This window comes from Paraburkholderia sp. MM5496-R1 (assembly GCF_050436205.1).
Taxonomy (GTDB): domain Bacteria; phylum Pseudomonadota; class Gammaproteobacteria; order Burkholderiales; family Burkholderiaceae; genus Paraburkholderia; species Paraburkholderia tuberum.
In genome coordinates, this window is sequence record NZ_JBNDLT010000003.1 from 1,579,082 (window position 1) to 1,599,580 (window position 20,499).

Below are 20,499 nucleotides of genomic sequence, written 5' to 3' on the forward strand. Positions count from 1 at the left end.
CAGGCGCCGACTCCCGCGTTGTGCCGCCACTTTCAGCGGCGCTGGCCGACATCGCTAGTGGACCAAAGTCTTATATCTCATCGGGGTTTCAACCAGTACGCTAAGGCATCAGTGGTCCACTTTCCGGAGCGACTGCGCGTTCGCGCTGTCATATGGTCAACCCTAACCAATTCGTTGCGGTGGTCGACGATGACGAGTCGGTGTGCCGAGCCATCAAGCGTTTGCTGCATTCCGAAGGTATCAGGGCGGAGACGTTTTGCAGCGGTGACGAGTTCTTGAATGCGCTTGTGGCAATTCCGTCGTATCGGCCTGCCTGCGTGATTCTGGATGTCCAGATGCCGGGAACCAACGGCCTGGAAGTCCAGCGTCAGCTCGCGCAAATGGGCGTGCCGGTCATCGTGATTACCGCCTATGACGATCTCTCCGTCCGCCAGACCGCGCTCGCGGCCGGTGCGGCCGCGTATCTGCGCAAGCCTTTCACCAGCGCGATTCTGTTCAAGGCGGTCGAGGTGGCCATCGGCGGTCCGCCGACACCCTGAACGCGCGTCTTCGCGCCGGATGATATGAGACCAAGGTCCGATTGTCGCCGTTTCTTCGGACCACCAAACTGAACTCAGTCAACGCGTCGAACCGAACACCGGCTGCGCCGCACCGAATTCGAAACCGGACAGGTTGCGGCGCGTGCGTGCCTTTGCGCGTGCGATGCGCCGCGCGGAGTGCGGCAGCGTTCAAGGATAAAAGCGGGAGCGCACGTGATGAAATCAATTTCGGTTTGTCTCGCGATTCTTCTCGGTACCGCTGCGATGCAGGTGGGCGCGGCGGACTTCGACGGCAGCAAGCGGCTGATCTGCGCGACGATCGACGCGCACGCCTGCGATCCGGGCATCGCCTGCACGCGCGCGTTGCCCGCGGATCTCGGTCTGCCCAAATTCCTGACTCTCGACTTCGACAAACGCGCGGTCGTCGGTCCCGCGCGCACGACGCCGATGCTGTCGGTCACCAAGGAGGCGGATCAGCTCCTGATCCTCGGCAATGAGTTGGGCTTTGGCTGGACGCTGGTCGTCGATTCGACGGACGGCGAGATGACGCTGACGATTGCCAACAGAAACGATGCCTTCGTGCTGTTCGGCAACTGCACGCCTTTGTAATCAGGCGGAGTGCGCGATGAAAACCGTACCCGTTTCCCTGGCCTCGCCGCGGCCACATTCTCGCGGCGCCCTCCCATTGCTCGCCGTCGTCGCGGCGCTGACGCTGCTCACCTTGCTCGCGTCATGCAAGAAGGCGCCACCGCCGCCGGTCGCCGCCGCTCCGGAAGTGACCGTGATGACGGTGACGCAACAGGACACGCCGGTCGACTTCGAATTTACCGCGCAAACGCAGAGTTCGCGTGAAGTCGAGATCCGCTCGCGGGTCGACGGCTTCCTCGACAAGCGCATGTACACCGAAGGCGCGTTGGTCAAGACGGGACAAACGATGTTCCAGATGGACCGCAAGCCGTTCGAGGCCGCGCTGCAGACCGCGAAAGGGCAACTGGCCCAGCAGCAGGCGCGTCTCGAAGTCGCCAAGGCCAATCTCGCGCGCGTGGTGCCGTTGGCGGCGCAGAACGCGTTGAGCAAGAAGGATCTCGACGACGCGGTCGGCAACGAGAAGCAGAGCGCCGCCGCGGTGATCGCCGCCCAGGGCGAAGTCGACACCGCACTGCTGAACCTCGGCTACACGACGATCAAGTCTCCGCTGAACGGCCTGTCGAGCTTCGCGCGTCTGCAGGATGGCAGCTACGTGACGGCGACCTCGAACGGTTTGCTGACCTACGTGTACCAGCTCGATCCGATGTGGGTGAACTTCAGCATCTCCGAGAACGAGATGCTGAAGTACCGGGATGACATCGCGGCAGGACATCTGCGATTTCCCGCGCACGACAATTTCTCCGTGCATCTGATTCTCGCCGATGGCTCGCCCTATGCCGAGCAAGGCCAGATCAACTTCGCGAACCCGGCGTTCAATACCGAAACGGGAACCTTCCTCGTGCGCGCGACCTTCGAAAACCCGAAGGGCACCTTGCGCCCCGGCCAGTTCGTGCGGGCCCGCGTTTCCGGCGCGATCCGGCCCAATGCGACGCTCGTGCCGCAGCGCGCGGTGTTGCAGGGCGCGAAGAGCAACTTCGTGTGGGTCGTCGATAGCGACTCGAAGGCCCATCAGCGCGTCGTCGAAGTCGGCGACTGGCAGGGCGATAACTGGTTTATTTCCGACGGACTCAAGGCGGGCGAGCGCATCGTCGTGGACGGCGCGCTGCGCGTTACCGCGGATTCGCAGCTGAAAATCATCAAAACCCTGGCGGCCGGCGGGAAAAGCCAGGCGGCGGTGGCGACGGCTGCATCGCAAGGCGCCGCGGCAGCGCCCGCCGCCGAGTGACGGGGCAGTCGCCATGAACATTTCGCGCTACTGCATCGATCGGCCGATTTTCGCGTCAGTCATTTCGATCGTCATCACGCTCGGCGGCGCATTGGCGATGTTCTCGCTGCCGGTCGCGCAGTACCCCGATATCACGCCGCCGCAAATCACGGTGTCCGCCACCTATCCGGGCGCCAGCGCCGAGGTCGTCGCGAACAATGTCGCCGCACCGATCGAGCAGCAGGTCAATGGCGCGGACAACATGATCTACATGAACTCGTCGAGTTCGTCGACCGGCAGTATGACGCTTAACGTGTACTTCCAGATCGGCACGAACCCCGAACTGGCCCAGGTCGACGTGCAGAACCGCGTGAATCTCGCGCTGCCGCAACTGCCGCAATCGGTCCAGGCGCAGGGCATTCAGGTACAGAAAAAGTCACAGGCGTTCATGATGGTGATCGCGATCTATTCGCCCACCAACCGCTACGATGCGACGTATATCGCGAACTTTACGAACATCTATGTGCTTGACGCGATCAAGCGGATTCCGGGCGCGAACCAGTCGAGTATTTTCGGCAATCCGGACTACGCGATGCGCATCTGGCTGAAGCCCGACCGAATGGCGCAGCTCGGCGTGACGGCTGCCGACGTGCAACGGGTCGTCGCGAACCAGAACCAGCAGTTCGCGGTGGGCAGCATCGGGCAGTCGCCAACGGGTTCAGCGGTGCAGCAGTCGTTCGCGGTCACGACCACGGGACGCCTCGCCGAGCCGTCGCAGTTCGACAACATCATCGTGCGCGCCGCGAGCGGCGGCGCGGCGATCGTGCGGCTCAAGGACATCGGCCGCGCCGAGCTCGGCCAGAAAGACTACTCGATTCGCAGCCGCTTCCAGGGCAAGCCGGCCACCGTGCTCGCCGTGTATCAGCAGCCGGGCGCCAACGCGCTCGACGTGGCGAAGCAGGTGCGCACGACACTCGCGGAACTGAAGAAGTCGTTTCCGGAAGGCATGACCTACGAAATCGCGATGGACACGACCGAGTTCACGCGAGCGTCGATCTCGGACGTGATCCATACGTTCTTCGAAGCGCTGGTGCTCGTCGTGATCGTCGTGTTCGTATTCCTGCAAAGCCTTCGCGCGACGCTGATTCCGATCATCGCGGTGCCGGTGTCGATCGTCGGCACCTGCATGTTCATGCTGCTGCTGGGCTTTTCGATCAACATGCTGACCTTGTTCGGCATGGTGCTCGCGATCGGTATCGTCGTCGACGACGCGATCGTCGTGATCGAGAACGTCGAGCGCAACATGACGGTGTACAAGCTCTCGCCGAAAGAGGCCTCGAAGAAGGCGATGGACGAAGTCGCCGGCCCGGTCGTGGCGATCGTGCTGGTGTTGTGCGCGGTGTTCGTGCCGGTCGCGTTTCTCGGCGGCATCACCGGCCAGATGTACAAGCAGTTCGCGATCACGATTGCGATTTCGGTGGTGCTGTCCGGCATCGTCGCACTGACCTTGTCACCGGCGCTCGCCGCGTTGCTGCTTAAAAGCACGCACCACGAGAAGAAGGGCTTTTTCCGCTGGTTCGACAATCAGTTCGCCCGCATGACGTCGGGCTATACACGCGCGGTCAAGCTCATCATCAAGCGCTTTGTCATGGGGCTCGTGTTCTTCGCGGCGATGATCGCGCTGGCGGTGCTGATGGTGCGCTCGATTCCGTCGGCGTTCCTGCCGCCTGAAGACCAGGGTTATCTGCTCGGCGCGGTCATCATGCCGGACGCGGCTAGCCTCGACCGCACCGGCCAGGTGTCGCAAGTCATCACTGACTATTTCATGAAACAGGAGGCGGTCGGCAGCATCACCACGGTCGATGGTTTCAGCCTGCTCGACAACCAGAACAAGAACAATGCCGGCACCTTCTTCGTCGGTCTGAAGAGCTTCGACGAACGCTATACGCGCGCCAACCGCGCGACGCAGAACGCGCGCCAGGTGCTGCTCGACGCGTATCGCCACTTCGCGAACGTCCAGGAGGGGCATTATTCTGCCGGTCAACCCACCGTCGATTCCGGGGCTCGGCACGACGGGCGGCACGGAGGTGTGGATTCAGAGCAAGGGCGACGCGACCATCACACAGCTTGCGGGCGTGGCCGACCAGTTCGTGCAGAAAGCGCGGGCGCGCAAGGAGTTGACCGGCGTCACGATGACGTTCAATGCGGCGTCGCGGCAACTGCTGGTCAACGTGGATCGCGACAAGTCGGAGACGCTCGGCGTGCCGGTCGAAGACGTCTATAGCGCGATGCAGACGATGTTCGGCTCGCTGTACGTATCGCAGTTCAATCGTTCGAGCCGGCTGTGGCAGGTGATCCTGCAGGCGGAGCCGCGGTATCGCCTGAAGCCTAGTGATCTCGATCAGATCTTCGTGCGCAGCACGAACGGCGCGATGGTGCCGATCAAGTCGGTGGCAAGCTACCGCTTTACGACGGGCCCGGACCTCGTCACGCGATTCAATAATTTCCCGGCCATCAAGGTCACGGCGAACGCCGCGCCGGGCTACAGCTCCGGACAGGTGATCTCGACGCTGGAACAGATCGCCGCGCAGATGCCGGAAGGCTACGACGTGGCATGGAGCGGCGAAGCATTCGAGGAACGGCAGTCGGGCGGCACGTCCGGGCTCGTCTTCGTATTCGGTCTCGTGATGGTGTTCCTGATCCTCGCCGCGCAGTACGAGAAGTGGTCGCTGCCGGTCGGCGTGCTGATGGCGGTGCCGTTCGCGCTGTTCGGCGCGCTGCTCGCGATCATGCTGCGCGGCCTGTCCAACGACGTCTACTTCCAGATCGGTTTGACGATGCTGGTCGCGCTCGCCGCGAAGAACGCGATCCTGATCTTCGAATTCGCGGTGCTCAATCGCGAGACCGGCGCCTCGGTGTTCGACGCGACGATGACCGCGGCGGAAGAACGGCTGCGCCCGATCGTGATGACCTCGCTCGCGTTCATTCTCGGCTGCGTGCCGCTCGCGATCGCGACGGGCGCGTCGGCCAACAGCCGCCATTCGATCGGCACCGGTGTGATCGGCGGCATGTTGGGCGCGACGGCGATCGCCGTATTCTTCATCCCGATGTTCTATTACCTGCTCGAATCCATGTCGTCGCGCTCGAAGGGAGGCAAAAAGCCGACGCCGGGCGTGGAGCCCAGCGGCGGCGCAGGACGCGAACCCTCGGCGGTGTCGGGGCCCGGTGCGTCGAGCGAGGCGCCGTCCGCGCCGCAGGAAGGTGAATGAGATGCGCGGCACGGCACCGGCGCGTTTGCTCGCATCCGTCATGCTGCTCGCGCTGAGCGGATGCCTGCTAGGCCCCAACTACCAGCGCCCGGCGGTCGACGTGCCGGCCACTTATCGTTTCGCCCAGGGCGAGGCCGCGGGCATCGCCAACGCCGTGTGGTGGGAGCAGTTTCAGGACCCGGTGCTCGATCAGCTGATCGCCGCCGCGCTGCAGGACAATCGCGACGTGAAGGTCGCGGCCGCGCGGGTCGACGAGTTTCGCGGGCAGTTCGTGACCACGCGCTCCGGGCTGTTCCCGCAGCTTTCGGCAGGCGCCGACGCGTCGCGTCAACGGGTCTCGCAGGACGAAGGCGTGCCGGTGCCGACGGGCGTGAGCCCCGTCTACAACCAGTTCGACGCGACGCTGGCGGTGTCCTGGGAGCTCGATCTGTTCGGCAAGGTACGCCGGGAAACCGAGGCGGCACGCGCGAATCTGCTCGCAAGCGAAGAGGGCCGCCGCGCCACGATTCTGACGCTGGTGAGCTCGGTCGCGTCGGCCTACATTAATCTGCGCAGTCTGGACCGGCAGCTAGAGATCGCGAAGGAGACCGTGCAAAGCCGCGCGGAATCGGTGCGCGTGTTCGAGGCGCGCTTCCGCTACGGCGAGGTCTCGCAGATGGAACTCGCGCAAAGCCAGTCGGAGTATCAAGCCGCGCAAGTCACGATTCCGCAGCTCGAAGCGCAGATCGCCCAGCAGGAAGACGCGTTGTCGGTGTTGATCGGCAGGAATCCCGGCGCGATACTGCGCGGCCGTGAGCTGTCGCAGATGGGCACGCCGCCGATTCCCGAGGGGCTGCCGTCCGATCTGCTCGAACGCCGTCCCGACCTGCTGGAGGCCGAGCAGACGCTGGTCGCGCAAAACGCGCTGATCGGGGCGGCGCGCGCGCTGTACTTCCCGTCGATTTCGCTGACCGGGCTGTTCGGTTCGGTCAGCGCGCAGTTTTCGAATCTGTTCACCGGCCCGGCGCGCGTGTGGTCGTTTGCCGGCAGCGTCACGCAGCCGATCTTCACGGCGGGCAACATCACCGGCCAGGTGCACCAGGCCGAAGCGCGCCAGCAGGAATCGCTGTACTCGTACGAAAAGGCGATCCAGGTAGCGTTCCAGGAGGTCGAGGACGCGCTCATCTCCGTGCAGAAGACGCATCAGGCACTCGATGCGCAAAACCTCCAGGTCGAGGCGCTGCACACCTATGCGCACCTCGCGCGGCAGCGCTACGAAGGCGGCTATACGAGCTACATCGAAGTGCTCGATGCGGAGCGCAGCCTGTTCAACGCGCAACTGACCTATGCGCAAACTCAAGGCGCAGTGCTGGCCTCGTACGTCACGCTCTATAAGGCGACGGGCGGTGGCTGGGTGGCCGAGGCGGAAAAACTGACGGCGCCGCCGCCCGCGCCGCAAAACTCGCCGGCGATGGCGCCGGTCTCGCAGAACGCGCCCGCGCCGGCTGGAACGTCGGGTGCAGTGGAGGCGAGATGACGGGCAACGAGCTGATTGCGTGCGAAGAGTGCGACCTGCTTCAACTCGGCGCGCCGCCGGCCGCCGGCAATGCGTTGCGCTGCCGGCGTTGCCGCGCGGAGCTCAGGCGCGGACGCTCGAACGGGCCGGAGTATGCGCTCGCATTCTCGTGCGCGTCCGCGGTGCTGCTCGTGATCTCGAACGTGTTTCCGATCGTCGGTCTGTCGCTGAACGGCCATGTCGTGCAGACGACGCTCGCGGGTTCGGTGCGCATGCTGTACAGCCACGGCTCGTGGCCGCTCGCCTTGCTGGTCGGCCTGACGACGATCGTCACGCCGGTGCTGCAAACCGCGGCGATGCTGTGGCTGCTGCTGCCGCTGCGCTTCGGGCGCGTGCCGTGGCGGCCGGCCGAGTGCTTTCGTCTGTTTCAGTTCGCGCGGCCGTGGGGCATGACCGAGGTGCTGATCCTCGGCTTGCTGGTCGCGCTGGTCAAGCTCGCGCATATCGCCAAGGTGGTGCCGGGCACTGCGCTGTGGTCGTTCATCGCGCTGATGCTGCTGCTCGCGGCCGCGGCGGCGACCTTCGATCCGCATGAGGTGTGGGCGCGCATCACGGCAGCGCGTGGCGCGCGGGCGTGGCAGTTGCCGCCGATCCGCGTGCGCCGCAACGCCATCACGGCGTCTGCCTACGGGCTCGTGCTGTGCGAAGAATGCGGCCTGCTGCTCAAGCAGCCCAGCGGCGCGGTCAAGCACGTCTGTCCGCGCTGCAAGGCGCCGTTGCACCAGCGCAAGCCCGCGAGCCTGTCGCGAACGTGGGCGTATCTGGTGGCCGCGATGGTGCTCTACATTCCGGCCAACGTGCTGCCCGTGATGGACACGAGTTCGCTGTTCGGCACGCAGAAGGACACGATCCTGAGCGGCGTGGTGTATCTGTGGGTATCGGGCTCGTGGCCGCTCGCCGTGCTCGTATTCATCGCGAGCATCGTCGTGCCGATGCTGAAGATTCTCGGCATCGGGTATCTCGCGCTGTCGACCCAGCTTCGTTGGCAATGGCTGCCCGGGCAGCGCACGCGGATCTATCGCCTGATCGAGCTGATCGGTCGCTGGTCGATGCTCGACATCTACGTGATCACGATGCTGGTCGCGCTGGTGCAATTCCAGGCGCTGGCGACGATCAAGGCGGGGCCGGCGGCGATCGCGTTCGGCGCGGTCGTCGTGCTGACCTTGCTCGCCTCGATGGCGTTCGATCCGCGCCTGATGTGGGACGCTTTGGAGACCGAACGTGTCCACTCCGACTGAAGAGCCCGAGCTGCCCGCCGCGGAGCCGGTGCCGCGCTCGCGCTGGCGGATGCAACTGGTCTGGCTCGTGCCGATCGTGGCGATACTGATCGGCGGTTGGCTGGCGGTGAAGGCGGTGATGGAGCGCGGCGAGCAGATCAGCATCAGCTTCAAGACCGGCGACGGTCTTGAAGCCGGCAAGACCAAGCTCAAGTTCAAGGACGTCGATATCGGCGTGGTCGAAGCGGTCTCGCTGACGCCGGACCACAAGCGCGTGGTGGCCAAGGCCGAGGTGACGCGCGACGTGTCGGATCTGCTCGTCGACAACACGCGCTTCTGGGTCGTGCGTCCGCGCATTTCGGGTGGCACGGTGTCGGGGCTCGGCACGCTGCTGTCGGGCTCGTATGTCGACGTCGACGTCGGCAATTCGCCAAAAGCGCGCCGCAGTTTCGTCGGCCTCGAGGAGCCCCCCGTGATCGCGAGCGACGTGCCGGGGCACGAGTACACGTTGCACGGCACGGGACTCGGCTCGCTCGACGTGGGTACGCCCGTGTTTTTCCGCAGAATTCAGGTGGGCCAGGTCGCGTCGTACCAGTTGGACCCGGACGGCCACGGCGTCACGGTGAAGGTGTTCGTCAACGCGCCGTATGATCGCTTCGTCAGAACCGACACGCGCTTCTGGCACGCCAGCGGTGTCGACATGTCGTTCGACAGCAGCGGCTTGCGCGTCGAAACGCAGTCGATCGTGTCGATCATCATCGGCGGGATCGCGTTCGAATCGCCGCCCGATTCACAGGTAGAGACGAGCGCCGCTACCAGCACCCGGTTCGAGCTGTACACCACGCGCGCCGACGCGATGAAGATGCACGATCGCATCGTCGTCAAATACGTGGTGAACTTCGCGGATTCGGTGCGCGGCCTGACAGTTGGCGCGCCGGTCGATTTCCGCGGCGTCGATATCGGCGAAGTGACGGCGATCTACACGCGCTTCGATCCGGACACCCGCCGCTTCAGCAGTCCGGTCGAGATCAATCTCTATCCGGAGCGGTTCACGTCGCGCTATCAGAACGACGGCGCCGGCGGACACATCACCGACGACCCGCGCGCTCTCGCGAACTATCTGGTCGAGCACGGCTTCCGCTTCCAGTTGAGAACCGGCAATCTGCTGACCGGCCAGCAGTATCTCGCGCTCGACTATTTCCCCGACGCGCCGAAGGCGTCGATCGACTGGAGCAAGACGCCGCCCGAAATGCCCGCGATTCCGCGCACGCTGCAATCGCTGCAGGAATCGGTCACGCGACTGCTCGCCAAGATCAACAACATACCGTTCGAGGATATCGGCAAAGACGCGCGCTCGACGCTGCGCACCACCAACGCGATGCTCGGGCAGCTCAACACGCAGGTCGTGCCGAAAGCGCGCGACACGCTGCTGTCCGCGCAATCGACGCTCGATTCCGCGAATGCCGCGCTGCAGCCCGACTCGTCGCTGCAGCAATCGACGGAGGACGCAATGCGTGAATTGACTCGCACCGCTGCCTCGTTGCGCACGCTGGCCGACTATCTGGCGCAGCATCCGGAATCGCTCGTGCGCGGCAAGTCCGAGGACAAGAAGCCATGACAGATGTGATGCGCCGCTTCGCGGCCGGCCTGATGCTCGCGCTCGCCGGCGCTCTGCTCGGCGCCTGCAAGTCGCCGGCGACGAACTTCTACACGCTGAGCCCCGACGAGTCGTTGAGCAGCACCGGCGCGAGCCGGCCGATCGCGGCGGTGATCGGTCCGGTCACGATACCCGAGATCGTGGACCGGCCGCAGATCGTCACGCGGATCGCTAACAACGAGGTCGCGGTCAACGAATTCGACCGCTGGGCGCAGCCGCTCGGTGGCGACATCGGCCGCGTAATCGCGGCCGATCTCGGCGCGCTGCTGAACTCGCAGCAGATTTCGGTATTCGATGCGGTACGCGATCCGTCCGTCGTCTGGCGCGTGCGGATCGACGTGATGCGCTTCGAGTCCGTGCCGGGGCGCGACGTCACCGTCGATGTGCTGTGGACCGTGCGGCCGCCCGGCAAGGTCCGCGCCATCACCGGCCGCTCGGTCGCGCGCGAGAGCGTGTCCGGTCCCGGATTCGAGCCGATCATCGCCGCCCACGATCTCGCGCTCGCCTCGGTGAGCCGCGATATCGCCGCAGCGGTGCAGGCAAAACCCGCTCAATGAGACGTCGCGCTGCGTCACGTCGACACGCGCCGCGCCCGAACCCGTGCGCTGCACCGGGTCGCGCGCACAATAAGACCTTGGTCCGATTGCTAGAGCTCTGGGCCAACTCCACGATTCAATCGATGCACGGCGCGTGCCTCGGCACCGATCGTGACGCGCACCTTTCAGGAGTCTTCCGATGGACGCTGAAACGCTGTTGTCACAAAGCCAGGACATTGCCTCAAAAATCACCCACGTGCTGCAGAAGCGCACGCAAATCGCCCAGCGGCATCTGAATGAACGGGTCACCGAAACGCTGGGGCTCGATCACGATGGCGCCCCGACCGCAAGCGCGATGCCCGCGCCATTCGATCCGCTCAGTGCGTGGCAATACACGGTAGATGCCGCGCAGCGCTCGCTGCTGTTCTGGGACACGCTGTACCGGCGCGGCAACGAGTTCGTCGAACGCAGCGTCAGCGGTCCCGCGCCGGTGCTGCATTTCGAGTACGACATGGTGCTGGACGGCCGCACCTTCGAACGGCCGGTCAACTATGCGCTGCTGCAACTTCGTCCGCTCGAAGGCGTGGGCGTGGACGTGCGCAAACGCCCGTATCTGATCATCGATCCGCGCGCGGGGCACGGCCCCGGCATTGGCGGCTTCAAGGACGATTCGCAGGCGGGCATCGCGCTGCGCGCGGGCTATCCCGTCTACTTCGTGGTGTTCTTTCGCGACCCCGAGCCCGGTCAGACCCTGCTTGACGTCTGCAACGCCGAGCAGCTATTCGTGCGGAAGGTGCGCGCGCTGCATCCCGACAGTCCGAAGCCCGCGATCATCGGCAATTGCCAAGGCGGCTGGGCGGCGATGATGCTCGCCAGCTCCGACCCCGAGGAGACCGGCCCGATCGTCATCAACGGTGCGCCGATGTCGTACTGGAGCGCGGCCTGGAGCGAAGGCGAGGGCGACAACCCGATGCGTTACGCGGGCGGCATGCTGGGCGGCGCGTGGCTCGCGTCGTACGCGGCGGATCTTGGCAACGGCAAGTTCGACGGCGCGTATCTGGTGGAGAACTTCGAGAACCTGAATCCCGCCAACACGTTCTGGGACAAGTACTACCATCTGTTCTCGAACGTCGATACCGAGCCGCCACGCTTTCTGGAATTCGAGCGCTGGTGGGGCAGCTACTACCTGATGAATCGCGAGGAGATCGAATGGATCACGCGCAACCTGTTCGTCGGCAACAAGCTGTGGTCGGGCGGAGTGACGAACAGCAGCGGCCAGGCTTTCGATCTGCGTGAAATCCGCTCGCCGATCATCCTGTTCGCGTCGATGGGGGACAACATCACGCCGCCTCAACAGGCGTTCAACTGGGTGGCGGACCTTTACGGCAGCACCGAGGAGATCAAGTCGCGCGGCCAGGTGATCGTCGGTCTGACGCACCAGAACATCGGGCATCTGGGCATTTTCGTGTCCGGGAAAGTCGCGAAGAAGGAGCACAAGCAGATCATGTCCGTGCTCGAGACCATCGAAACCTTCCCGCCGGGACTCTACGGCATGACCATCAACGAGGCCAGGAACGCGGCCGGGGAGATCGAATACGAAGTCGAATTTCATGAGCGGCGGCTCGAGGAGATTTCCGCGCATTTCAACCGCTTCGGCCGCATCGACGAAAAGCCGTTCGAAGCGGTCGCCGCGGTGTCCAATCTGAATCAGCGCATGTATGAACTGCTCGCGCGGCCGTTCGTGCAGGCGATGTCGAACGAAACGAGCGCCCGCCTGCTGCGCCAGTTTCATCCGCTGCGCTGGCAGCGCTGGGCCGTGTCCGCGATGAACCCGTGGCTTGGCTGGCTGCCGGCGGCCGCGCAGTCGGTTCGTGAGAATCGCCAGCGGGCCGCCGCCGATAACCCGTGGAGCAAGCTCGAACACAACGGCTCGCAAATGTTCAGCGCGTCGCTGGACTATTACCGCGCGATGCGCGACGCGGGGACCGAGGCCAGCTTCTTCAGCGTGTACGCGAATCTGTATGCGACGTATCTGAGCAAGCCGGGCGCCGATGGCGTGGCCGCGCAAGCCGGCGCGATCGATCCGCGCGAGCTGCCGTTCGTGCGCACGGCGTTGCAGGCGATCGGCGACGGCGGCTACACGGAGGCGCTCGGGCGCGCGGCCTTTCTGTTGTCGCGCAAGGGCGGGTCGTTGCCGCTCGCGCGCCTGGAGATGCGCAAGGAGATCGCCGAAAGTTACGTGGAGTACCTGCCCGACATCAGCCCCGATCACTGGCGGCGGATCCGGGGCGAGCAGGAAATCATCGTCAGCTTCGAACCGGACGAGGCGATAGCCACGTTGCCGAAGCTGCTTTCCCACAGCGAGGACCGCGAGCGCTTTCTACAACTGCTCGACAAGCTGGCGAGCGACGAGCGCGTGTTGAACACCGCGCCCGACGCCGCGCAAAAGGAGGCGTTCGAACGCATCCGCGCGGTGCTGGGTTCGCGCGAGAGCCGCAAGCGCAACGCACGTTTGCCCGACCCCACTCGCACGTGAGCAACCGGCGCGATGCGCGGCAGGACGCAAGCGTGACGGAACCGTGTGCACGGCGCCCGTATGCACGGCGCCCGTATGCACGGCGCCCGTATGCACGGCGCCCGTATGCACGGCGCCCGTATGCACGGCGCCCGTATGCACGGCGCCCGTGTGCACGGCTCCCGTCAGCATGGCGTGCCACGCGTCACGAATCCAACGCACCGTACATACGAGGAATACGCAGATGGAAAAGCACGCGAAGTATCAGCGTCTGATCGATTTCTGCCGGACGCTGCCGGCGATGCCGACAGCGGTCGCGCATCCGTGCGACCAGAGTTCGCTCAATGGCGCGGTCGAAGCAGCCGGGATGGGACTGATCGCGCCGCTGCTGGTCGGGCCGCGCGCGCGCATCGAAGCGATTGCCGCCGAACACGGCATCGACATTTCGAACTTCACGATCGTCGATGCGCCGCATAGCCATGCCGCCGCGGCGGCAGCCGTGCAACTGGTGCGCGAAGGCAAGGCGGAGGCCCTGATGAAAGGCAGCCTGCATACGGACGAGTTGATGGCCGAGGTGATTCGCCGCGACATCGGCCTGCGCACCGAGCGGCGCATCAGCCATTGCTTCGTGATGGACGTGCCCGGGTACGAGAACGCGCTGATCATCACCGACGCCGCGATCAACATCTTGCCGACGCTCGAAGAGAAGGTCGACATCCTGCAGAACGCGATCGATCTCGGGCACGCGCTGAAATTTGACGAAGTCCGCGTGGCGATCCTGTCCGCGACCGAGAGCGTCAATCCGAAAATTCCATCGACGGTGGAAGCGGCGGCGCTGTGCAAGATGGTGGACCGCGGGCAGATCACCGGCGGGCTCGTCGACGGTCCGCTCGCACTCGACAACGCGATCAGCATTGAAGCCATGCGCATCAAGCAGATCGAGTCGCGGGTGGCCGGTCGCGCCAATGTATTGATGGTGCCGGACCTCGAAGCGGGCAACATGCTCGCGAAAAGCCTGTCGTTTCTCGCCGGCGCGGACGCGGCGGGCATCGTGCTCGGCGCGCGCGTGCCGATCATTCTGACGAGCCGCGCGGATTCGCTGTCGACGCGTCTCGCGTCGTGCGCGGTCGCCGCGTTGGTGGCCAAGGCACGGCGCGAGGCCGGCAAGGTGGTCGGGTGACGTCATGACGGATGTGATCCTCGTATTGAACGCAGGTTCGTCGAGCCTCAAGTTCAGCGCCTTCGACGCGCAACAAGCGCAACTCGAACTCATTTTGCGCGGTCAGATCGAAGCGCTCTACACGAGCCCGCGTTTTCGCGTGACGGACCGCGACGGTAATGCCAGCTCGCACGAATGGGGCGATGGCCATCGGCTCGGCCATCAGGGCGCGATCGAATATCTGGGCGGTTTTTTGCACGACCACGGCGGCGGCAATCAACTGAAGGCGGTCGGGCATCGCGTCGTGCACGGCGGGCAGCGGTTTGCCGGCCCCGTCCTCGCGACCTCCGAGGTGATCGACCAGCTGGACAGCCTGAGCCCGCTCGCGCCGCTGCATCAGCCGCATAACCTGACCCCGATCCGCATCCTCGCGCAGCTGCGTCCCGACCTTCCACAGGTCGCGTGCTTCGACACCACGTTTCATCGCACGCAGACCGAGACCGCGCAGGCCTATGCGCTGCCCCCCTCGATTACCGACCACGGCGTGCGGCGCTACGGTTTTCACGGGCTCTCGTACGAATACATCGCGAGCGTGCTGCCGGAGATCGCGCCGGCCGCGGCGGCGGGGCGCACCGTCGTCGCGCATCTGGGCAACGGCGCGAGCATGTGCGCGATGGTCGCGGGCAAGAGCGTGGCGAGCACGATGGGCTTCACGGCGGTGGAAGGCCTGCCGATGGGCACGCGTTGCGGCAGCCTCGACCCCGGCGTGATGCTCTATCTGCTCGACGAGCTGAAGATGGATACGCAGTCGATCGCGGACCTCATTTACAAGGGCTCGGGGCTGCTCGGCATGTCGGGCATCTCGGGCGACATGCGCGTGCTGCTCGACAGCGACGACCCGCGTGCCCGCTTTGCGATCGACGTCTACACCTACCGCATCGGGCGCGAACTCGGCAGTCTCGCCGCGGCGATGCAAGGTCTCGACGCACTGGTGCTGACGGCCGGCATCGGCGAGCACGCCGTCGCGATCCGCGAGCGCATCGTGCGCGATGCCGCGTGGCTCGGCGCCGAACTCGACGAAGCGGCCAATCGGGCGGGCGGCCCGCTGATCACCCGCACCTCGAGCAGGCTGCCGGTCTGGGTCGTGCCCACCAACGAGGAACTGATGATCGCCCGTCATACGCGCGCTATCGCCCCATAAAGGAGTATCACCATGACGATCGAGCAACCGCGTTTGATTCTGGAGGGAGCGAAGGCCCTCGTGACCGGCGTCGCCAACGAGCATTCGATTGCCTACGGATGCGCGAAGGCGTTTCACGACCTCGGCGCGAGCGTTGCGCTCACCTATGCGAACGACAAGGCGCTTCCTTATGTGGAACCGATAGCCAAAGCACTCGATGCCGAGATCTTCATGCCGCTCGACGTAACGGGCGAGGACGAAATGAAGGCCGTGTTCGACCGGATCGAGAAGACATGGGGAAGCCTCGATATTCTCGTTCACGCCGTTGCATGGGCGCCGAAAGCGGATCTGCAGGGCGGCTTGCTGCAATCGTCGCGCGAGGGCTTCCTGAGCGCGATGGACATCTCCTGCCATTCGTTCGTGCGGATGGCGCGCCTTGCCGCGCCGCTAATGAAAGACGGTGGCACCATGCTGACGATGAGCTACTACGGCGCGAACAAGGTCGTGCCGAACTACAACCTGATGGGCCCCGTCAAGGCGGCGCTCGAAGCCTGCGCGCGCTATCTGGCGTTCGAGCTGGGACCGAAGGGCATCCGCGTGCACGCGATTTCTCCGGGGCCGCTGCAGACCCGCGCCGCTTCGGGCCTGAAGGATTTCGAGCTGCTGCTCAACGAAGCGGTGCAGCGCGCGCCGCTCGGCGAACTCGTCGACATCATGGATGTCGGCTATACCTGTGCGTTTCTGGCCACGCCGTATGCCCGGCGGGTGTCCGGTTCTACCTTGTATATCGACGGCGGATTGAACATCGTCGCATAGGGCCTGGAGGAGTAAGCATCATGGCAGAACTGTTTCTTGGAAACGTCGAGGAAAGCGTCTCCGACGAAGATATCGGCGAGTTCCTGATTCGCTACGGGTTCCCGCGCTTCAGCTCGATCAAGCGGGTGCTCGGCACGGGCTCGCGGCCAGGCGCGGTGGTCGTCTTCGACGACGTGCCCACGGACGGGCTGCGCATACTGCAAAACCGCGTCCATAACCTGTTCTGGAAGAACCACACGATCGTCGCGCAGCTGCTGCCGGAGCGCGACGAATCGTGACGGGCGACGGGAGCCGGGCATGGGTCTGCTGTCGCGGTGGCTGACCAGGCGCAACGCTTCCGAAGAGAGCGACGATCAGCAGACGAAGGAAATCGTCGAGCGGATCGTCGGGCTCTGTCCTTCGTTGCGGCTCGCGCGCAACTATGCGTCGCGCCTGCGGCCCGCCGTGCAACACACGACCGCCTATCTGCTCCGGCTCGCCGATGAAGTGCCGCCGACGCGCGAAGCGAACGCGGCGGCGTGGGCGACAGACCCGTATATCCACGCCTTTTTCGCCACACCCGACGACGTCTGCCCGGTCTTCAACCGCTCACACGAGCTGAACACGTTCTTCAGCGACCATCCCGCTGCCGATCAGGTATTCGCGGTGCTCGGCATGGCCATGGACGAGCGGCGTATTTTCGGCGTCGGGCAACACGGCGAAACGACGCAAACCGATCTCGCGCAGACGACCATCAACTTCAGCGATCACCAGGTGCGCGTGTGCGAAGAATCCGAAGCCGCGTTGCGGCGCCAGATCGTGTTGCGGATCGTCGATCAGCTCGTGCTCGAAGCCCTCGGCAAGATCGAGGCCGACACCTCGCGGCAGGACGAATTGCAACGCGAAAGGGCGCTGCTGAAAACGCGCCTGACGATTCTCGAACGGCAAGGGGCGGGCGTGCGCTCGCTGCTTGGTAGCGACGCGACGTCGAATTACGCGGAAGTGGCGAAGCTGCAGGCGCAGATCGAAGAGAACGATCAGGCTCTGGCGCAGTTGGGCCTGAAGACAGAGGCGCTGGAGCGGCATCTCGACGTGATGTGCGGTGTACTGGGGGCGCCGGATGCGCATTTCTACGTGCGCAGGAGCGTGTACCGGCTCGACCGGATGAACGTCGTCCTGGAAGAGGGAGATACGCGGCCCGCGCACGAAATCGAGTTTCGCCTTGCGCGTCTGCCGGAGAGTCCCAATGCGATACGGGTTTTCTCGACGGTGCGTTTTCGACGCGCGGACTTTACGCCTCCCCTTAGCGGCCTCGCGCAAGCGCACCGCCTGATCTGACGCGAGCCATGCCTGCTATTTGCCGGCGACCGGCTCCACGGAGATGGCCACGGCCTCGGTATAGACCGCTTGTATCTGGTCGCCTTTTTTGATCCGCTTGAGCTGTTCGGGATCCTGCACGATCAGATCCACCGTGTTGCCTTGCGGGCCTTTAAGCGTGACCGCGCCGCTCTGGTGATTGACCGCGATGACGTTAGCCATGATCGTGACTTCGCGCGAGGCCGAGCCGCCGGGTTTCGCGCCCGCCGGTGTGCGTTCGAGCGTCTGCGTTTCGTTGGCGGTCAGCGGCGCGTTGCCTTTTTTCAGCATGATGGTCAGAGCCTGAGAATACTCGGCCTTGACCACGTCGCCGACCTTGATCTGATCGAAGTTGCGCGCTTCCTCGCCGACCACGACCTGCACGACCTTGCCCTTCGGGTCCTTGAGCAAGACGGTGCGCGTTGCCGGCTCGATGCCGACGACCGTCGCGGTCGTTTTGACCATGCCCGACACGGTGACTTTGCCGGGCTCGCTCTTGACCGTGACGGGTGCCTCCGTCTGAGCGAACCCTGTATTCGCGAGACACACGAGCGCCGCCGCGATGATCAGTTTGCGGTTAATCATTTTGCTCTCCTTGCGCGATCAATTGACCGTGTAACCCCGCCCCGACATGCAGGCGGCGAAAGCGCGATTGAACGTGTCCATCGAGCCCTGCGTTTGCGCCTGCGATTGTGTCGCGGCCGCGCGCCGGTTCTGCCGCGCGCGTGACCCGCCGACCATCGTGCCGGTCGCCGCGCCGATCGCCGCGCCCTTGCCGGCGTCGCCCGCAATCGCGCCGATGATCGCGCCGCCGGCCGCGCCGCGCGCGGCGCCCTGCACGCGCTCGCCGCCTCCCACCGCGGGGCCGGAAGGCGGGGGCGGGGCATTGGCGACCATGGTCGGGTCGATGCCGGTATTGCTCTTCGCCCACGAATAGCAGGCGCCTTCGTCCTGCTGCTGTTGCTGCGGGCTTTGCCCTCTGGCCGGATAGGCAATCGGCCTCGATTGCGCCAGGCCTTCCAGCGATAGCGACGCGCTCAACGCGGCGATCACGGCATATTTCGTAGACTTGTTCACGACAGCTCCTTGCGTGGGCACACGCGGGTGCGAGTCGCCGGCTTCCTGTTTGCTCAGGCGTGAGGGCGCAACCGGCACCCGTGAATGGGAATTCTGGTGGGACCGGTTGCCGCGCGGTGGATGCGCAGCAATGGCAGGTTCGCGTTCATCATGGTGTCGCGGGCCTGTCGCGCGCAATCGGACCAAGGTCGTATTTGCAATTTCGTCCATGGTTTCCAAACTGTATTCATGCGACAGGTGCAGGTCGTTTTCATTGCTTCGGACAACTGTCTGTCAAAGATCATGGCCATGCCGCCCGGGGCCGCTGACAAAGCGCAAGGGGAAGCATCGATGGACCGCGATTCGCGTGCTCGTACACGCATCATCCCGTTTGCAACGGCGCTCGACGACGAGGCGAAGCGCGCGCGACGCATCAGCCATGTACTGGGCGCCGCGCTTCTGGCGTGCTGCGGCGCGTTCTCCACTGCGGTGTCGCTGGCGCAGGCGCCGGCCGCGAACGCCCCGGCGAACGCGGCCCCGAACGCACCCGTTTCCGCGGCGGCGCTCGACAAGCTCGTCGGACCGATCGCGCTATATCCGGACGATCTGATCGCGATCATTCTTCCTGCCTCCACCTATCCCGTCGAAATCGTGCAGGCCGATCGCTTTCTCGACCAGTACAAAAACGATAAGTCGCTCAAGCTCAACGACGCGTGGCACGATCCGGTGAAGGCGCTGCTGAATTACCCCAGCATCGTCAAGAACATGAGCACCGATCTCGACTGGACGATCAATCTCGGCGAGGCCGTCGTTGCCGACCAGGGCTCGGTGCTCGAAGCGATTCAGCGCTTCCGGCGGCAAACGCAGTCGGCGGGGCATCTAAAATCCGACGACAAGCAGGTCGTGGTGGTCGAGAAGGAAGTGATCAAGATCCAGCCGGCCGATCCGCAGGTGATCTACGTGCCGCAGTACAACCCGCAGACCATCGTGGTGGCCAGCGCGCCCGTGACCTACGCCTACGCGCCCACGCCCTATCCGGCCTACTACTATCCGTACGCGCCCGGCGCCGCGCTCGCGACGGGGCTGATCTGGGGCGCGGCGATTACCGCCGCCTGGAACGGCGGGCACTATGAAACGCATTACGGAGGCGGCGGCAACAACAACATCAACATCAACCGCGAAAGAAACGTCGAGCGGGGCGATAGAAACGTCGAGCGCGGCGATAGGAACGTCGAGCGCGGCAATATCAACACGGGCGACATCAACCGCGGCGGTGGACGCGGGCAGGGAGGGGGCACCTCCGCGTGGACCTCGGACAAGAAGCCGGGCCAGGTCAGCGGTATCTCGGATCGCTCGGCGCGCACGCAACGGGTCGGCGATCCGCCGTCGCGCGGCGGCGGCGCGGGTGCAGGCGCGGGCGCGGGCGGTGGGTTGGCGGGCGGCAACCGCGGCGGCGCAAACTATGCAGGTGGCGGCGCGGGTGGCGGCGCCGGCGCAAACTTCGCGGGCGGCGGTGCTGGCGCGCAAGGGCGGCCGCAGGCGTCCCAGCGTCCGACGGCGTCGGCGGGCACACGCGAGGTGAGTCAGCGCGCGTCGCCTGGGGGCGGCGGCGATGCGTTCAGCGGCTACGGCTCGGCGCGCGACGCGCAAGCCAACAGCGCGCGCGGCGCGGCGAGCCGTCAATCGACGCGTGGCGGCGGAAATTCCGGTGGCGGTGGGTTCTCCGGCGGTGCCGGCCGTGGCGGCGGCGGTGGTGGATTCTCGCCGCGGCCCAGCGGTGGCGGTGGCGGCCGCGGCGGCGGACGGCGATAAG

Annotated in this window: 16 protein-coding genes and 2 pseudogenes; 16 read left to right on the forward strand and 2 right to left on the reverse strand. The window is 65.0% G+C overall.

Features of this window, described 5'->3' with window-relative positions:
• Nucleotides 1–152: 152 nt before the first annotated feature.
• The 15 genes and pseudogenes from OKW38_RS33530 to OKW38_RS33600 all read left to right on the forward strand — a co-directional run bounded on the left by OKW38_RS33530 (nucleotide 153) and on the right by OKW38_RS33600 (nucleotide 17,612).
• Nucleotides 153–539 carry a response regulator transcription factor gene (locus tag OKW38_RS33530; RefSeq protein WP_090808964.1) on the forward strand — a complete coding sequence of 129 codons (387 nt, stop codon included), beginning with the start codon at nucleotides 153–155 and terminating at the stop codon, nucleotides 537–539.
• 216 nt (nucleotides 540–755) lie between these two features.
• Nucleotides 756–1,148, forward strand: a complete 393-nt coding sequence (locus OKW38_RS33535; protein WP_090808966.1) for a hypothetical protein — start codon at nucleotides 756–758, stop codon at nucleotides 1,146–1,148.
• A 16-nt stretch (nucleotides 1,149–1,164) separates the two neighbouring features.
• Nucleotides 1,165–2,412, forward strand: coding sequence for an efflux RND transporter periplasmic adaptor subunit (locus tag OKW38_RS33540; RefSeq protein ID WP_429334376.1), 1,248 nt, complete (start codon nucleotides 1,165–1,167; stop codon nucleotides 2,410–2,412).
• A gap of 13 nt (nucleotides 2,413–2,425) precedes the next feature.
• Nucleotides 2,426–5,660 (forward strand): annotated as a pseudogene (locus OKW38_RS33545) (efflux RND transporter permease subunit).
• A gap of 1 nt (nucleotide 5,661) precedes the next feature.
• Nucleotides 5,662–7,176 (forward strand): efflux transporter outer membrane subunit, encoded by a 1,515-nt coding sequence (locus OKW38_RS33550; protein WP_429365033.1) that lies wholly within the window; start codon nucleotides 5,662–5,664, stop codon nucleotides 7,174–7,176.
• Entirely contained in the window at nucleotides 7,173–8,453 is a 1,281-nt protein-coding gene (locus OKW38_RS33555; protein ID WP_187611517.1) for a paraquat-inducible protein A, read from the forward strand. The genes OKW38_RS33550 and OKW38_RS33555 overlap by 4 nt, the downstream gene beginning before the upstream one ends.
• Entirely contained in the window at nucleotides 8,437–10,050 is a 1,614-nt protein-coding gene (locus tag OKW38_RS33560; protein ID WP_429365034.1) for an intermembrane transport protein PqiB, read from the forward strand. The genes OKW38_RS33555 and OKW38_RS33560 overlap by 17 nt, the downstream gene beginning before the upstream one ends.
• Entirely contained in the window at nucleotides 10,047–10,646 is a 600-nt protein-coding gene (locus OKW38_RS33565) for a PqiC family protein (protein WP_090808975.1), read from the forward strand. Before OKW38_RS33560 ends, OKW38_RS33565 begins: the two co-directional genes overlap by 4 nt.
• Before the next feature lie 178 nt (nucleotides 10,647–10,824).
• Nucleotides 10,825–13,161, forward strand: coding sequence for a DUF3141 domain-containing protein (locus tag OKW38_RS33570; protein WP_429365035.1), 2,337 nt, complete (start codon nucleotides 10,825–10,827; stop codon nucleotides 13,159–13,161).
• 60 nt (nucleotides 13,162–13,221) lie between these two features.
• Nucleotides 13,222–13,296: pseudogene (locus OKW38_RS33575) on the forward strand (pentapeptide repeat-containing protein); the annotation flags it as partial.
• A gap of 34 nt (nucleotides 13,297–13,330) precedes the next feature.
• Entirely contained in the window at nucleotides 13,331–14,320 is a 990-nt protein-coding gene (locus OKW38_RS33580) for a phosphate acetyltransferase (RefSeq protein WP_090808979.1), read from the forward strand.
• Between the two features lie 4 nt (nucleotides 14,321–14,324).
• On the forward strand, nucleotides 14,325–15,500 hold the full coding sequence (locus OKW38_RS33585; RefSeq protein ID WP_429365036.1) for an acetate/propionate family kinase: 1,176 nt from the start codon (nucleotides 14,325–14,327) through the stop codon (nucleotides 15,498–15,500).
• A 12-nt stretch (nucleotides 15,501–15,512) separates the two neighbouring features.
• Nucleotides 15,513–16,295 (forward strand): enoyl-ACP reductase FabI, encoded by a 783-nt coding sequence (gene fabI, locus OKW38_RS33590; protein WP_429334369.1) that lies wholly within the window; start codon nucleotides 15,513–15,515, stop codon nucleotides 16,293–16,295.
• A 20-nt stretch (nucleotides 16,296–16,315) separates the two neighbouring features.
• On the forward strand, nucleotides 16,316–16,573 hold the full coding sequence (locus OKW38_RS33595) for a hypothetical protein (RefSeq protein ID WP_090808984.1): 258 nt from the start codon (nucleotides 16,316–16,318) through the stop codon (nucleotides 16,571–16,573).
• Between the two features lie 19 nt (nucleotides 16,574–16,592).
• Nucleotides 16,593–17,612 carry a hypothetical protein gene (locus OKW38_RS33600; RefSeq protein ID WP_429334368.1) on the forward strand — a complete coding sequence of 340 codons (1,020 nt, stop codon included), beginning with the start codon at nucleotides 16,593–16,595 and terminating at the stop codon, nucleotides 17,610–17,612.
• A 15-nt stretch (nucleotides 17,613–17,627) separates the two neighbouring features.
• Here OKW38_RS33600 and OKW38_RS33605 read toward each other — a convergent pair whose 3' ends face one another.
• A complete protein-coding gene (locus OKW38_RS33605; protein WP_429365037.1) occupies nucleotides 17,628–18,215 on the reverse strand; it encodes a hypothetical protein in 588 nt (195 codons plus the stop codon).
• 18 nt (nucleotides 18,216–18,233) lie between these two features.
• The gene (locus OKW38_RS33610) at nucleotides 18,234–18,707 is read right to left on the reverse strand and encodes a glycine zipper family protein (protein ID WP_090810400.1); all 474 of its coding nucleotides are present in this window, start codon (nucleotides 18,705–18,707) and stop codon (nucleotides 18,234–18,236) included.
• A gap of 330 nt (nucleotides 18,708–19,037) precedes the next feature.
• Here OKW38_RS33610 and OKW38_RS33615 point away from each other — a divergent pair, with 330 nt between their 5' ends.
• Nucleotides 19,038–20,498: a DUF3300 domain-containing protein gene (locus tag OKW38_RS33615; protein ID WP_429334367.1), complete on the forward strand. Its 1,461-nt coding sequence runs from the start codon at nucleotides 19,038–19,040 to the stop codon at nucleotides 20,496–20,498.
• The last annotated feature ends 1 nt before the right edge of the window (nucleotide 20,499 follow it).